General features: G+C 40.7%; 10 protein-coding genes. All 10 read left to right on the top strand.

Annotation, left to right across the window (positions count from 1 at the left end):
* Positions 1–437: 437 nt before the first annotated feature.
* Positions 438–2,024 carry a hypothetical protein gene (locus C6N34_RS08995; protein WP_181884029.1) on the top strand — a complete coding sequence of 529 codons (1,587 nt, stop codon included), beginning with the start codon at positions 438–440 and terminating at the stop codon, positions 2,022–2,024.
* A gap of 31 nt (positions 2,025–2,055) precedes the next feature.
* Positions 2,056–2,685, top strand: a complete 630-nt coding sequence (locus C6N34_RS08990; protein WP_115538548.1) for a precorrin-8X methylmutase — start codon at positions 2,056–2,058, stop codon at positions 2,683–2,685.
* Positions 2,682–3,386: a precorrin-2 C(20)-methyltransferase gene (locus C6N34_RS08985; RefSeq protein ID WP_115538549.1), complete on the top strand. Its 705-nt coding sequence runs from the start codon at positions 2,682–2,684 to the stop codon at positions 3,384–3,386. The genes C6N34_RS08990 and C6N34_RS08985 overlap by 4 nt, the downstream gene beginning before the upstream one ends.
* Before the next feature lie 69 nt (positions 3,387–3,455).
* Complete coding sequence (gene cobJ / locus C6N34_RS08980; RefSeq protein ID WP_115538550.1) at positions 3,456–5,207, top strand: precorrin-3B C(17)-methyltransferase; 1,752 nt, start codon at positions 3,456–3,458, stop codon at positions 5,205–5,207.
* Between the two features lie 758 nt (positions 5,208–5,965).
* Positions 5,966–8,854, top strand: a complete 2,889-nt coding sequence (locus tag C6N34_RS08975; protein WP_115538552.1) for a glycerol-3-phosphate acyltransferase — start codon at positions 5,966–5,968, stop codon at positions 8,852–8,854.
* A gap of 158 nt (positions 8,855–9,012) precedes the next feature.
* A complete protein-coding gene (locus C6N34_RS08970) occupies positions 9,013–9,534 on the top strand; it encodes a LabA-like NYN domain-containing protein (RefSeq protein ID WP_006278855.1) in 522 nt (173 codons plus the stop codon).
* Between the two features lie 276 nt (positions 9,535–9,810).
* Positions 9,811–11,403: a 2-isopropylmalate synthase gene (locus tag C6N34_RS08965; protein WP_006278854.1), complete on the top strand. Its 1,593-nt coding sequence runs from the start codon at positions 9,811–9,813 to the stop codon at positions 11,401–11,403.
* 74 nt (positions 11,404–11,477) lie between these two features.
* A complete protein-coding gene (locus C6N34_RS08960; RefSeq protein WP_115538553.1) occupies positions 11,478–12,524 on the top strand; it encodes a zinc-dependent dehydrogenase in 1,047 nt (348 codons plus the stop codon).
* 10 nt (positions 12,525–12,534) lie between these two features.
* Positions 12,535–13,782, top strand: a complete 1,248-nt coding sequence (locus tag C6N34_RS08955) for an inorganic phosphate transporter (RefSeq protein WP_115538570.1) — start codon at positions 12,535–12,537, stop codon at positions 13,780–13,782.
* A gap of 261 nt (positions 13,783–14,043) precedes the next feature.
* Entirely contained in the window at positions 14,044–15,984 is a 1,941-nt protein-coding gene (locus C6N34_RS08950) for a DMT family transporter (RefSeq protein WP_115538554.1), read from the top strand.
* The last annotated feature ends 149 nt before the right edge of the window (positions 15,985–16,133 follow it).

The following is a 16,133-nucleotide window of genomic DNA, read 5'->3' as shown; positions in this document are numbered from 1 at the left end:
CTCAGGGTATTTGGCGAGGCATATTTTTTTCCTAGCTGTGGCTATTCGTAAGGGGAGATATAGCATTTCCGCAAAATCGTAGAAAGTCTTGAAAAAATAAAATAATTGTGTTACAATGGCAATCAGCTAGTTAATCAGTATGGGTTACCCTACCGCTAACTCATCCTAACAAATAATTGTGCCTCCCTACTTAGTTAGCAAAAAAGTATCGCAATAAAACTAATTCCTGAAGTTTTGAATTGCTAATTCGCACAAGTTCTTAGATGTGGGAAACTCCGGTGAAATTCCGGGACTGTGCCGCAGCTGTTCAGCAATCAACGATTTTAAGCCCCTTACCTATTTGGTCTCAAGGTCTAAAATCTAAAAATTGCACAAGTCAGAATGCCACTTCTAAGAACCTCCACCTATCCTGTCCCCGCGTCGCACGGAGATTTGTTTTGTTAAGTCCATTTACAGCTTGTCCCGGTCTATTTTATAACACTTTTGCCCAAGATGGCATTCTCTGTCGCATCCGCACCCCTGGTGGCATTTTAAATAGCCAACAATTTCATCTGATCGCTAATATGGCTGACGATTATGGGGGTGGTTATGTTGATATTACTAATCGCGCTAACTTACAAATCCGAGAAATTCAGCGGGAAATAAGTACGGATGACCTGCACACCCTACAAACTTCTGGTATGGCTGCTGTTAATCCCGCTATAGACCATCTCCGCAATATCATGACTAGCCCTACTGCTGGTATAGACCCAGGAGAGTTAATAGATGTTCGCCCGCTCATTCAAGATTGGGAGCAATATATTAATAATCAACCCCAACTAGGGGAGCTTTCAGCTAAGTTTAGTGTGGGTTTTGATGGTGGTGGTAAAGTATCTATCGCCAGTTTTCCCAATGACATATCTCTTACTGCTCTGGATGCTATCTCTTTACTTGTTGAGGGGGGTAGGAAAGAACCTAAGTTCTTTCCTACGGGGAAATGGGGACATAAACCAATATATCCCATTTTTTATTTTTGTGCCACTGGAAAGGAAAATTTTTCCCCAAATTTCTCTCTTTGGTTGACTCCTGAACAATGTATACCCGTGTTGGGATCTGTGGCACAAGTCTATCTGGAATACACTTTGCTCTCTAAAGAATGCTTTGCTAAACGCAAACCCCGATTACGAGAGGTAATTAATAATGTGGGATGGCAATGTTTCTTACATAAAATGTTGGTACTTTTACATAAAAATAGGTTACTTGATTTAGAAAAGATAAGGGATCTGGAATTTCAAGTCTCCCATGCTCCTTCTCCAAATCTTTTGCCTAACCACAAATTTAACCCTCAAAAACATGACCAGGTTTTCCATTTGGGTATTCATCCCCAAAAACAATCAGGAATGTTTTATATTGGTCTGGTTTTACCTCTGGGGCGATTACAAACTTGGCAAGTTCGCCGATTGGCTAATATGGCAACCCAATATGGCTCCGGTGAACTGAGACTAACCCCTTGGCAAAATTTACTGCTCACTAATATTCCTCAACAACACCTTTCTTGGGTAACTTCGGAAATTCATGATTTGCAACTTGACTACTCACCTACAAACATAAAAAGTGGGTTGGTCTCCTGTTCCGGAAGCAGTGGTTGCTCCTCTTCTGCTACGGACACAAAAACCCATGCTTTGATATTAAGCGAATATTTACAAACCTATATAAATCTAGATTCCCATATTAATATTCATTTCACTGGCTGTCCTAAGTCTTGCGCCCAACACACTGAAAGTGATATTACATTGCTTGGGGTCAACATTGAGCAAGAAAATCAATCTGTCCCAGCATATCAAGTGTATATTGGTAATAATATTCACCGCCCAATTTATGAAAATTTCCCCTTTGCCCAATTACCTCAACTCATGGAAAATATATTCAAAGTATATATACTTAATCGTCTGAGTCCTCAAGAGTCCTTTACCGAGTTTGCCAATCGTTATGATATATCTCAACTCAAGGAGTTTTTCACTCAACTCTCAGTTGAGTGTTTTTAGTCTTGCAATTTTTCTATTTTATGTGTAGTTTATGTATAATTATATACGAGATGCTGGAGAAATATACAAAAAATCTTTTGACATTATCCGCTCGGAAGCACAATTAGATAGTCTCCCGGAGGATGTAGCAAAGATAGCTGTGCGTTTAATTCATGCCTGTGGCATGACGGATATAGTAAAAGACTTAGCATACTCACTAGATGCTGTAAATTTAGGCAAAAACGCTTTGGCTGCGGGTGCACCCATTTTATGTGATTGTCAGATGGTTGCACAGGGAATCACTAAAAAAAGATTACCTACTACGAATGCTATTATTTGTTCTTTGAATGATCCAGAAGTGCCCACAATAGCTAAACGGTTAGGCAATACCCGTTCAGCAGCAGCTCTGGAACTATGGCGATTTCATCTTGATGGTGCGGTTGTGGCTATTGGTAATGCTCCTACGGCATTATTTAGATTGCTAGAAATGTTGGATGAAGGAGTGCCACGTCCAGCTCTGATTCTAGGCTTTCCTGTGGGTTTTGTGGGCGCTGCTGAATCTAAGGCCGCCCTGGCGGAGAACAGTCGTGGTGTGCCATTTTTAACTTTACATGGTAGACGGGGTGGAAGTGCGATCGCCGCTTCTGCTATTAATGCGCTAGCATGCGAGGAAGAAACATGAATTTAAAAGGTCGTTTGTATGGAGTAGGTGTTGGTCCTGGAGATCCGGAACTGTTAACATTAAAAGCATTGCGTTTAATACGTTCTGCTTCTGTTATTGCCTATCAGTCAGCTATAGATCGAGAAAGTATTGCTAGAAAAATTGTCTCTCCCTACTTACCTGGGAATCAAATAGAGGTTTTATATCATCTTCCCCGCGCTCTGGAACCGGAAAAGGCTAAAGATATCTATGATCGCGAGGTTGAACCTATTGGGTCACATTTGGCAGCTGGTCGGGATGTGGTGGTATTATGCGAAGGAGATCCGTTTTTTTATGGATCTTTTATGTATATATTTACTCGACTTTCAGATAAGTATCAGACGGAGGTGGTGCCCGGGATTTCTTCTTTAATGGCTTGTCCGATTTCTTTGGGTGTACCTTTTACTTATTATAATGATATTTTGAAGGTTTTACCGGGTACGCTGCCTAGAGAAATGTTAATTAGTCAACTTCTTTCCGCTGATGCTGTTGCTATTATGAAGATCGGTCGTCATTTTGTCAAAATCCGGGATGTGCTGCATCAATTAGGACTAAGTTCCCGAGCAAAGTATATTGAACGCGCAACTACTACACAACAGAGAATTGTGCCACTGGATGAGGTAGACCCTGAAGAAGTACCTTATTTTTCCATGATTGTCATACCTACTAAACAAAGACTGTAGGTTACAGATTTAACATGATTAAATCTAATTTAGTATAACTACAGCAAATTAAATCGTGACAATAATATTATGAATGGATTGGAAAAAAACAAAACAAAACCGGTGGTTATAATTCTCAGTCAGAATAGTCTCATAGTGGCAAAACAAATTGTTGGTGTTATACCGGGTGCCAAAATATATGGTTTAGCCAATCGTACCTGTGATGTGGATGTGAGCTTTACTGATTTTGGACATACCCTGGGACAATTATTTGTGACGGGAACCCCCATAATTGGTATATGTGCTGCTGGTATTTTAATTAGAACACTCGCACCATTAATTACTAATAAAAATCAAGAACCACCTCTATTAGCTGTAGCAGAAGATGGTAGTGCTGTTGTTCCTCTCTTGGGTGGACTAACTGGAGTAAATGAGTTAGCACGGCAAATAGGAGCCGGTTTAAATATAAAACCTGCCATTACAACTACGGGAGATTTAAGATTTCGCACCGCTTTATTATCTCCACCCAGGGGTTATTATTTAGTTAATCCAGACAACGGAAAAAAATTTATAGCTGATTTATTAGCAGGAGCAAAAGTTAAATTACAGGGTATAGCTCCTTGGTTGAGTGGGAGTAATTTGCCCATTGATGACAGGGGAGAATTAACTATTCAAGTTACGGAAAAAAACCTAATTCCCCCATCTAATTGTTTAGTTTATCATCCCCAAACAGTGGCAGTTGTTTTATCAGCGCTTCATTCACAAACACTCAACCACATTCATGAATTATTGGCAAAATCAGAAATTTCCCCTCACGCATTAGCAGTGATAATTGCTCCTCTTACTTTAGCTAATAACTCTATTTTGCAGGATATTAGTGAAACTTTTTCCTTACCGGTGAGATTTCTGAACACAAATCAGATCCGGGAACTAACTGATAAAGGATGCAGTTTTCATGAGGCGGTGGTTGGTGCTAGTATGATCATAAATAATGCCTATCATACATACTTTCATTCACCATTTTCTCCAATTACCCTCAGCATTGCTCACGAAATTATTTCCCCAGAAACTATTGGACAACCAAGAGGAAAACTGGCCATCATCGGTACAGGTCCTGGGGGAATACAATGGATGTCCCCCCAAGTGCAGGAAATTCTCCACAATGCTACTGATTTAGTAGGCTATAAAACTTATATCAATCTCATTGGTTCCTTAGCTGATGGTAAAAACATACATGAATCAGACAACCGAGAAGAAGAATCCCGCGCCAAAAAAGCCCTAGATTTAGCAGCTCAAGGACGATATGTGGCAGTGGTTTCTTCAGGAGATCCAGGTATTTATGCCATGGCTACAGCAGTTTTTGATGTGCTGAGCCAATATGACCAACCAGAATGGCAAACAATTGATATTCAAGTTGCTCCAGGTATTTCTGCTATGCAGGCCACTGCTGCTGCGGTTGGCGCCCCCCTAGGTCATGATTTTTGTGTAATTTCTCTCTCGGATATTTTAAAGCCTTGGGAAATCATAGCTAGGCGAATTACTAATGCTGCTCAGGGGGATTTTGTCATCGCATTTTATAATCCAATTTCCCAAACCAGAACTTGGCAATTGACAGCAGCTAGGGATATATTATTAAAATATAGGAAACCCCATACTCCTGTAATATTAGGACGTAATATTGGTAGACCAGGAGAAATTTTAAAAGTCATAAGTTTACAAGACTTAGAACCTACGGATGCGGATATGCGAACTTTAATTATTGTTGGCTCTTCCCATACTAAAAAAATAGAGTCTCCCCTGGAGAAAATCTGGGTTTACACATCAAGGCGCTACTCAGTATAGTTTAAGTATTTCTTAGGTTACACAATTCTCATAATTACTGTAATTATGTCTAATTAAATGCTGCCAAACCCTTGATTTTTTCCTCATAATCGTCAAACATAAAAGCATCATGTTCCATCCATGATTGTAGCCAACAAAAGTAACAACAAGCCCTGATGTATGTCCGCATTCGCGGACATTTTATTGACCACTTTAATAAAAATAACCTAAAGTTAACCCCAATTAGTCAAAGGAAGGATTACAATCGATTCGGACAGACTCTAACTCTAATAAAGGAGGGCCATAAAAGTATGTCCGACTTGAATCGCGGAATTATGAAGTTTGAGGGTGCGGACTCTCCCAAGCTAGTAATGGTATCTACTGTATTGGTATTAGGTTCTATAGCAATACTCATTATCTGGGCTTTGAGATCAGCATACGCATTAGGCTAAGTCTATTAAGATTTCGATTAAGCCTGTAGCTTTCCCATACTTTTTAGGCACGGATGGTGGGAGCTACAGGTACTCCCAAATGTGTTGCTGGACTTATCAGGTAAGATTGTAATCTAAGTGCTATGATAAGTCCTATGAGAAAAACATCGGTTTTATGGAAAATTCCCATTGATCCTATTAAATAATCATATTTGAGATTTTGGAGTGGATAATTTCAGTTGTCATACTACTATAATTATTACATTAGTCTACAAGAACTTACCTTGCCAAAACCTAACCTAGTTTTCAAGTAAGAATACATTACACACAACAATAAATATTTATATAATGTCTCAGCTTTGGGGTTTATTAGTTATTTTAATTACTTGTCCACTCTTGGGCGCAATGCCAATAATTGCTTGGATAACCCAAATCATCCAGGGTAGGCGATTAGAACAGGTGGGTACTGGTAATCTTAGTGTGGCAGCAGCATTTTATCACGGAGGAAGAGTAGTAGGTGTTTTAGCAGTGCTCTCGGAAGCTTTGAAGGGAATTGCTGCTGTGTTAATTACTCGCATCTTCTTCCCCCAAGGGTCCTTCTGGGAATTAATTGCTCTCATTGCCTTAGTCATAGGTAGATACACTTTCACCAGGGGTGCAGGAACTACCAATGTGGCCTGGGGATTTTTGCTCCATGACCCATTAATAGCAGGATGTGTCACTTTGTCAGCAGCTATTGGCTTTCTCCTTCTCCGTTCTAGACAGGTAATCCAATTTGGGGTGCTGATTTTATTTCCTGTGCTGGTGGCCTTCCTCCATGGTCAAGACCTCAGTAAAATTATTGCCGCCTTTACTTTGGCTGGTTTAATGGGGTGGATTTATCAACAAATCCCTGATGACCTGGAATTACCACCCCAGGGAGCACAGCTGCCAGTTAAACCAATAATGGAATATTTAAGTGGTAGTAAACCAAATATTATTACCTTAGATGATGTGTTAGATCCGGAGGTATTTGGTGCTAAATCCGCTACATTATCACAGGTTAAGCGCCGGGGTTACTCCGTACCTAAAGGTTGGGTTTTAGCTCCTTTTGACGATCCTGGCCAGTTGATTAATTTCCTCCAACCATCTCCATTGTCACCCCTGGTAGTTCGCTCTTCTGCTATTGGTGAGGACTCCCAACAGGCATCCGCAGCTGGACAATATACAACAGTGTTAAATGTTACTAGCAAGCAAGGTTTAAGTCTGGCGATCGCAGAGGTTAAGAGATCCTACAATAGTGAGAATGCGGTAAAGTATAGACAGGACTTAGGGGTAAAGGATGTGGGCATGGCTGTACTAATCCAACCTCAGATACAAAGTGTTTATTCGGGGGTAGCATTTAGTCGTGATCCCATTTCTCAACAGGGGGATGCAGTAGTAATTGAGGCTGTGGTAGGAACTCCAGAGCAAGTAGTTTCTGGGAAGGTAACACCCGAACAATATCGTCTGTTTGTGTTGGGGGAAGATAAATTATCTACGGTGCAATTTGAGGGAGAGGGAAAAATTCCTCAGTCATTAATCAAACAAGTAGCCTATCTGGCCAGAAGGGTAGAAGACAATTATTATGGCATTCCCCAGGATATAGAGTGGAGTTACGATGGGCAAACCCTGTGGGTCTTGCAAGCTCGACCAATTACTACTCTAGTGCCCATCTGGACAAGAAAAATAGCGGCTGAGGTGATTCCCGGTGTGATTCGTCCCCTAACTTGGTCGATTAATTTACCTTTAACCTGTGGAGTATGGGGAAAACTATTTACTATAGTTTTAGGAGAGAGTGCTTCTGGTCTAGACTTTACTAAAATGGCTACGCTTCACTACTCCAGAGCCTACTTTAATGCTTCCTTGTTGGGTGAGGTGTTCCTGGCCATGGGGTTACCGCCAGAAAGTTTAGAGTTTTTAACCAGGGGTGGGAAAATAAGTCGTCCCCCCCTAGCTTCGACTTTCAAGAACTTACCGGGATTACTCAAACTATTGCAACGGGAAATTGCTTTAGAAAAGCAGTTCAAATTGGATTACTCCCGACTCTTTCTTCCCGGAATGACACAATTGGCTAATGAGTCTTTGGGGGAATTATCACCATCTCAACTCTTGAACAGGGTGGACCAAATTCTGGATTTATTGGAAAAGGTTACCTACTATAGTATTTTATCCCCTTTAAGTGCTGCTATCCGCCAGAAATTATTCCGTGTCAAAGATGAAGAAATTGATCACAGTAATGCTCCTGAAATATCATCATTGCACTCTTTACAACGTCTAGCCATAGCAGCAAAAGATCTATTGCCTGATTTAGAACCTCAAAGAGTTTTTGACCAATTGGCACAAACCACTTCAGGTCAAGGGATTGTAGAAGAATTCCAGGAGGTTTTAGAAGAGTATGGTTATTTAAGTCAAGTAGCAACTGATATTGCTGTGCCTAGGTGGAAGGAACAACCGGACTTGTTTAGGCAGATGTTCATACAGATCCTAGAAACCCATGAAGTTATCAGTAACCAGGGATCCACAAAACGCCAGGAGGGCAATGTTCAAAATCGTGTCAACTTAAAAGGAATAGTTACGGAAGTTTATTCTCGACTTCTGGCCGAATTACGCTGGACATTCTTGGCTTTAGAAAAGACCTGGTTAGCATCTCATCTATTAACAGCACCGGGAGACATTTTCTATTTAAACCTAGGTGAGATTAGACGTTTAGTTGTTGATGTAGATCCGCAATTGACAGAACAATTAGTAAAATTGTTAGCCAGCAGGCGATCGCAGTTTGGGCAAGATGGTGAAATCAGCCAAATTCCGGCGGTGGTTTATGGCAACAATCCACCCTATCCAATGACTAAAACTAAACCAGTGAATGTTTCTGACCGAGTTTTAGTAGGAATTCCAGCCAGTCGGGGACAAGCCATAGGAAAAGTGAAGATAGTGCGCAATTTTCAGGAAGCAGGGGAAATTAATAAACAGACAATTCTAGTGGTACCCTACACAGATTCTGGGTGGGCCACCATTTTAGTTCGTGCTGGTGGGGTGATTGCTGAAACTGGTGGCAAACTTTCCCATGGTGCAATTGTGGCCAGGGAATATGGCATTCCTGCGGTCATGGATATACATGGAGCTACTGATTTATTACGAGATGGTCAAAAAGTACGCATTGATGGATCCCGGGGAACAGTAGAAATGGGGAGACTTCCTGAGTTGGAATCTAATTAACTAACTCCCCTTTTATGTTGTTTCTCCTGACTGGGTTGCTGTTTTGTCCCAGGTCAAACTGTTCCGTGATCCCCGGTGCTGATTTCCCTCTAATTAAGAATTGCTATAATCTATTGTTTAAACTTACATTCTTATTTATTATTTAGGTGTAAATTTCTATGGTTTTGCCCATGAGTCGTCTGTCTATTTTCGTAGACGGAAATAATATGTTCTATGCTCAACAAAAAAATGGCTGGTTTTTTGACCCGCGACGAGTGTTAGAATATTTTAAGAACGAACAACCTGAAACAACATTAATCAATGCTTTTTGGTACACTGGTTTAAAAGATCCTCAAGACCAACGTGGTTTCCGGGATGCACTTATTAGTCTGGGATATACGGTACGCACGAAAATCCTCAAGGAATACTATGATGATGTTTCTGGCCGTTATTCACAAAAAGCAAATTTGGATATTGAAATTGTTGTGGATATGTTCAATACCGTCGATCAGTATGACCGAGTAGTTTTATTTAGTGGAGATGGTGACTTTGAAAGGGCAATTGAGCTGTTACGCTCTAAAAATACCCATATTACCGTTGTGTCGACAGAGGGCATGATTGCCCGAGAGTTACGTAATGCTACTGATAGATATATAGACCTGAACGATATTAGAGATCAAATAGAAAAAACCGAAGCTTAGTAGAATTACACCTAATCTAGGCAGTGTCAAAAAGCAACAGTTAGATATGAATAAGGAGTCAGTAACTATGAGTGGGAGTCAATGGATCGGTCCAACCAGGCCAAGTCCCTAACCGCCAATTGATAAATTTGCTGGTTATTTGAAATTTAATTATACATCAGCTAGTTTTAAACTATTAATTCTACATTCTTTAAACTGACTCTTACATTCCTTTTAATAAAGTTCAAGGTATTTTAACCCTTACCAATTAGTTAACTTAAAACCAACTCAAAACCAATGAACAATCAAGCAGATAGAATTATCATCTTTGATACCACACTGCGAGATGGAGAGCAGTGTCCAGGAGCTACCTTAAACATTGAAGAAAAGCTGGTTATAGCCAAACAGTTGTCACGTTTAGGGGTAGATGTGATTGAAGCTGGTTTTGCTTTTGCCAGTCCGGGTGATTTTGCCGCAGTGAGCAAAATTGCTGAGACTGTAGGTTTGCCAGAGGGTCCGATTATTTGTAGTTTGGCTAGAGCTAAACAGGATGATATTAAAACAGCAGCTGCGGCTATTAAACCAGCAGCTAAGGGTCGAATCCATACTTTTCTCGCTACTTCTGATATCCACCTACAGTACAAGCTGAAGAAGACTCGCCCAGAAGTTGTATCTATAGCTCGAGACATGGTAGCATACGCCAAGAGCTTCACTAATGATGTGGAGTTCTCCCCCGAGGATGCTGGTAGATCGGATCCAGAATTTTTGTATGAGGTTTTAACTGAGGTGATAGCTGCTGGTGCAACCACGGTTAATATTCCTGATACGGTGGGTTATACCACCCCCGGAGAGTTTGGCAATTTGATTAGGGGGATTAAGGAAAATGTTCCCAATATAAACCAAGCTATCATTTCTGTACACGGACATAATGACCTGGGTCTGGCGGTTGCTAACTTCTTAGAAGCAGTAAAGAATGGTGCTAGACAGCTGGAATGTACTATTAATGGTATTGGCGAAAGAGCTGGTAATGCTGCTCTAGAAGAATTGGTCATGGGTCTTCATGTCAGACGACAATACTTTAATCCGTTCTTTGGTAGACCAGCTGATTCGGAAGCACCTTTAACCAATATTGACACCAGACAAATTTATAAGACTTCTCGATTGGTTTCCAATTTAACGGGAATGTTGGTACAACCCAACAAAGCCATAGTGGGTGCTAATGCTTTTGCTCATGAATCTGGTATTCACCAAGATGGGGTACTCAAGAATAAACTCACTTATGAGATTATGGATGCCCAATCGATTGGATTAACTGACAACCAAATAGTATTGGGTAAACATTCGGGCAGGAATGCTTTTAGATCCCGATTAAAAGAGTTGGGCTTTGAATTGTCGGAAAATGATCTCAATAGGGCATTTATTCGTTTTAAGGATGTAGCAGACAAAAAGAAGGAAATCTCAGATTGGGATTTGGAAGCTATTGTTAATGATGAAATTAAACAAGTTCCCGATTTGTTTAAAATTGAGTTGGTGCAGGTTTCCTGTGGTAGCAATGCTAGACCCACTGCTACCGTAACTCTTCGCACTCCAGATGGTCAAGAACTGACTGATGCGGCCATAGGTACAGGGCCAGTAGACGCGGTTTATAGGGCTATCAATCGAGTGGTGAATGTGCCTAATGATCTGATAGAATTTTCTGTACAATCCGTGACAGCTGGAATTGATGCTTTGGGAGAGGTAACCATTCGTCTGCGTTACGAGTCCCGCGTGTTTTCCGGTCATGCAGCTAATACAGATATAATTGTAGCTTCTGCTCAGGCTTATGTGAATGCTTTAAATAGGCTATATGCAGCTATAAATCAAAAAACAACTCAAGAGGTTACGGCTTAAACGAGAATGGTTGGGGAGTGGTGATTGCTCACTAATTCCCGACTGAAACCTAACTAAACTAACTAAAAATAGCAATGAAAGCACAAGTATTTAGAGGCGTAAATCAGTTATCCTATGAGGAAGTTCCAGTTCCTCATTTAGCACCAGAGGAAGTATTAGTGCAAGTAAGAGTGGTGGGTTTATGTCAATCGGATATTAAAAAGATCCGTTATCCTCTGTATGAACCCCCACGGATTTTTGGACACGAAACCGCTGGCACTATTGCTGCAGTGGGTTCTCAGGTCAACGGTTGGCAAGTGGGAGACCGGGTAGCAGTGATGCATCATATACCCTGTATGCGCTGCGCCTATTGCCTGAATGAAAATTTTTCTGTATGCGATGTCTATAAAAATATTTCTACCACAGCAGGTTTTAACCCCAGTGGAGGGGGTTTTGCCGAATATGTGAAGGTGCCAGGTCATATTGTGGAAAACGGGGGTTTAATCCCCATTCCCGACCATATTAGTTTTGAAGAAGCCAGTTTTGTAGAACCTACTAATTGCTGTCTAAAAGCTGTAAAAAAAGCTCAAATAGCACCAGGACAAACAGTGTTAATTACTGGAGCAGGTCCCATTGGGTTAATGTTTATTATGTTGGTGCAATATTTTGGTGCTAGGGCGATCGCCACGGATCTCTTACCATCCAGAATTGAAAAAGCTATGGAGATAGGAGCAGAAGCAGCATTTGATGCTCGTGATCCAGACTTGGCTAAAAAAGTCCAAGACTTGACGGGAGGAATAGGTGCCGATGTGGCATTGTTGGCAGTTCCCAGTGACAAGGCTTTTTTTCAAGCCTTGAACAGTACCCGCAAGGGTGGGAAAATACTCTTTTTTGCCGAATTCCCTGACGAGGTGGAAATACCCATTAACCCCAATATTCTCTATCGTCGAGAAATAGACTTAATAGGAAGTTATAGTTCATCCTATAGGTTACAAAGCCTCGCAGCAGATATAGTTTTTCGTCGCCGCATTAATGTTCAGGCATTAATTAGCGATCGCTATCCTTTAGAAAACTTACATCAAGCAGTAGAGCAGGCGATCGCACCCACAGCAGAAACCTATAAGATCTTAATTTACCCATGAAATGAACCAATTGATTATTGCCAGCTTGTTATCATTCTATCTTGCATTTAACCTGGGTGCTAATGATATAGCTAATGCCATGGGAACATCCGTAGGGTCAAAAGCAGTTACACTCAAACAGGCCATGATCATAGCGGGGGTTTTAGAATTTGCGGGTGCTGTATTATTTGGGAGAGGTGTGACAGAAACCCTGGGGACGAAAATTGCCCATCCGGAATTGTTTATCACCACACCCAGAACCCTGTTGTTAGGGATGATGGCAGTGCTTATATCATCAGGATTATGGCTCCAACTAGCCACAGCCCTATCTTTACCTGTATCATCATCCCATGCGGTAGTTGGTGCTATTGCCGGCTTTACCTGGGTAGCAACGGGTGTAGACAATATAGACTGGCAAGCCATAAGAACCATAACCCTGATTTGGGTATTGACACCTATAGTGAGTGCCAGTATAGCTGGTATTTTTTACAGTATCATCCAGAATTACATATTATCCCCAACCAACTCCCAGCAAAGATTACAGGAATGGATTCCCTGGCTAAGTGTGATTGTTCTGAGTGTATTTGGAGCCATAGTGTTGGTTCCCTTAGCGGAACCAATAACCAGGTTTTTCGATCAACAAGTGGGCTTACAGATCCCTCCACACAGTATTGCCATTTTTACTATTGTACTTGGCATTATTGTTCTGACAATATATAGTTGGAAACAGGTGGAAAACACCACCGGGCAAATTTCAGCATCCCCCATCCACAACTTGATAGAAGGATTATTTGCCAATTTTCAACTTTTAAGTGCTTGCTTTGTTGCTTTTGCCCATGGTGCTAACGACATTGGCAATGCAATTGCTCCTTTGGCAGTAATTTCCTACATTGACCAAACCCAGAAAGTTCCCATTCATGGAATCACCGTTCCTGGGTGGGTAATAATTTTAGGAGGTGTAGGAATAGTCAGCGGATTAGGGATTTGGGGTAGAAAAGTGATCACCACCATTGGTCAACATATTATCCCTCTGCAACCAAGTGCAGGATTTTGCGCTGAATTAGCCACTGCTACCACTGTTTTGTTAGCATCTCGCCTAGGTTTACCCGTATCCACATCCCATGGGATCATAGGTAGTATAATAGGAGTTGGATTAGTCCAAAGCCCTCGTTTAATTAACTTTTCCACCATTCGAGGAATCACCGCAGCTTGGCTAATTACAGTTCCCATTAGTGCCTTTATCAGTGCTCTAATCTTCATTATTATCCGGATTGTCTGAAATCTCACGAGAAATCTTGGAATATATTTTGAGTATATAGAACCCCCACTACTCAAGAGTAAGTAGGGAGGCACAATTATTTGTGGGATGGGTTAGTGGTAGGGTAACCCATGGGGGTGTTGGGTTTCGTTCCTCAACCCAACCTACGTTCATGTTTAATTCCACCCACCTACTTAATGTTCCATAACTGACAAATAATAGGTGATAAGTGATAATGACAAAAAACTAATAACTCTTCAAGGTGTTAGAGGTGAGAAACTAATGGGGCGACTTGAAAAGCGACCAGAAAACCAACGCAGTAGAAATGACCTATCTAGGTCAGCAGAAAACGCCCTTTGGGACATGGTGGAGGATTTAGAAAATCTCCAACAGAATGTTCTACGAGCTTTACAGGATGATGTGAAGCGGTTAGAAGGTGAGAAAAGTCGTTTAGCTAAGGATATTGAAAGATTAACGGAAGAAAAGGAAAAATTACAACAAACACGACAAATTACCGAACAACAAGTTTTAATTCGCCAACTAGCGGAAGTTTTGTCCAAGCACATATCTTCTCAATTGCAGTCTTCCCTAAAGATTTTGGTTAGTCAAGCACAGTTAGTAGAGACAGAATCTTCTGACCAAGTAGCCATGAAATGGGCAGAAGTTAATGCCAAAATAGCTGGTCAGATAAGTGAGAATATTACGGAGATAGTTAACAATTTAGATAATAATTTGACAGTCGCTTTTAGTTCCCTACAGGAGGAATTAAAGAATTATCAAGGTCATCTTTCCCAACAGTTTTTAAAAATCTATGATCAACAACGACAAGGAGAACAAATTTTAACAGCTTATGTTAGTCGGTTACAAACTGAGTTAGACAAAGCTAAACAAATAAATTCTCAGGTCTTTGTGACGGGAGGATCGCCAACCGTACTACAGCTGGGACCACCTCAAGAATTATCGAAAGATGTGTCAGATCCCCAAAGCTCCTACTCTTCAATCCCAGAGTTAATACTTGACAGCAATATAGAATCACCCCCCAAACAAGTTGAAGAAGTTACAGTCGAGGAAGTAACCGATTTAATTCCTGATGCTTTAGCAAACAAAACAACTACCCATTTCTCTGTAGATACAATTATAAGTACGCCACATACTCCCATAAATACACCATATCAAGAACCTACTTTTGAGCGAAAATTGCCCAAAAATAATAGACATATCTCATCATTACAAATAGGGTTTCTGTGGTTAGGTTTATACACAATTGTCTCTTCTCTTTATAATGTAATCATCCGGGCATTTTTCTGGGATGGTTCTCAACTTTTAGGAGAGTTCCAGAGAGGGGGTCTACTATTACCAACTTTGGGTAATATTTTCCTTTTATTAATGCTGAGATTTCTGGTAGTTCTACCCTTAATGTTGCTTTTGGCTCCTACTTTCCATCCACCAATTTGGCAAGAAATTAAAAATCTGTTTGGGAAACCTAACAGAAACAATAGCAAACATAGTACAGGAAAACAATTACTAATCTTATCATTTTTAAGTGGTGGATGTCTATTCTTGTCTGAGTTGTTTATTTACGTTGCTATTAGTCAGCTAACCGTAGGGGTAGCCATGAGTTTATTTTTTGTCTATCCCCTAGTGACCGGAATATTGGCTTGGTTCCTCTTGAGTGAACGTCCTAGTCCGGTCAAGATTGGTGCTATTTTTGGTATCCTAGGCGGTCAATTATTCATCCTTAGCAGTCCCACCACTACCAATACCCTGGCAAGTATTTTTGCAATTCTTTCCGGAATAGCCTTTGGCAGCTACGTAATTATTTCTAGGTTGTCTGCATCTGCAATACATCCTGTCTCTTTTGCTTTTCTTAACTTTGCTACTATGTTACTACTAAGCTTTCTTTGCCTATTAGTACCATTACCAGCTGACTGGAATATCGTACTGAAATCATCTGGCTTCTTGGAATTAGTCCTCAGCGCTTTTATGTTGGCTGTTCTCACCCTTGGTGCCTGGTTGTTAAAAAGTTTAGGCACTAACAAGCTGGGATCACATTTTTATACTCTATTTAGAGCTTTTATTCCCATTTTTACTGTGGTCTTGGCCGGACTAATGATTCGAGAAAATTTGGATTTACCCCAGATGATAGGAGTTATATTGGTCACGGGTGGAGCAGCGGTTATTAGCTGGGAGAAAATGCACAATCGACCGAGCCCTAAGATTTAATCTTGTAAACACGTGAAACTATTGGCTGAACGAGGTTTCAAAGTTATTTTAAGGCCCCTATTCCCAAAAGTAGAACCCAAAAACTAGAAACAACAAAGTTGTTTATAAAATTTTGTCCAAAATTTTGTTAAGATCATGGAAGTTTGGCA

Source organism: Cylindrospermopsis raciborskii Cr2010 (assembly GCF_003367075.2).
Lineage (GTDB): Bacteria > Cyanobacteriota > Cyanobacteriia > Cyanobacteriales > Nostocaceae > Raphidiopsis > Raphidiopsis raciborskii.
The sequence above is the reverse complement of the archived record's forward strand: the minus strand, read 5'-3'. Positions and strand labels throughout refer to the sequence as shown.

Coding starts and splice junctions, on each gene's coding strand:
- cobJ (WP_115538550.1), top strand. CDS start 3,456: ATGAATGGATTGGAAAAAAACAAAACAAAACCGGTGGTTATAATTCTC.
- C6N34_RS08950 (WP_115538554.1), top strand. CDS start 14,044: ATGGGGCGACTTGAAAAGCGACCAGAAAACCAACGCAGTAGAAATGAC.
- C6N34_RS08990 (WP_115538548.1), top strand. CDS start 2,056: ATGTATAATTATATACGAGATGCTGGAGAAATATACAAAAAATCTTTT.
- C6N34_RS08975 (WP_115538552.1), top strand. CDS start 5,966: ATGTCTCAGCTTTGGGGTTTATTAGTTATTTTAATTACTTGTCCACTC.
- C6N34_RS08985 (WP_115538549.1), top strand. CDS start 2,682: ATGAATTTAAAAGGTCGTTTGTATGGAGTAGGTGTTGGTCCTGGAGAT.
- C6N34_RS08960 (WP_115538553.1), top strand. CDS start 11,478: ATGAAAGCACAAGTATTTAGAGGCGTAAATCAGTTATCCTATGAGGAA.
- C6N34_RS08970 (WP_006278855.1), top strand. CDS start 9,013: ATGGTTTTGCCCATGAGTCGTCTGTCTATTTTCGTAGACGGAAATAAT.
- C6N34_RS08965 (WP_006278854.1), top strand. CDS start 9,811: ATGAACAATCAAGCAGATAGAATTATCATCTTTGATACCACACTGCGA.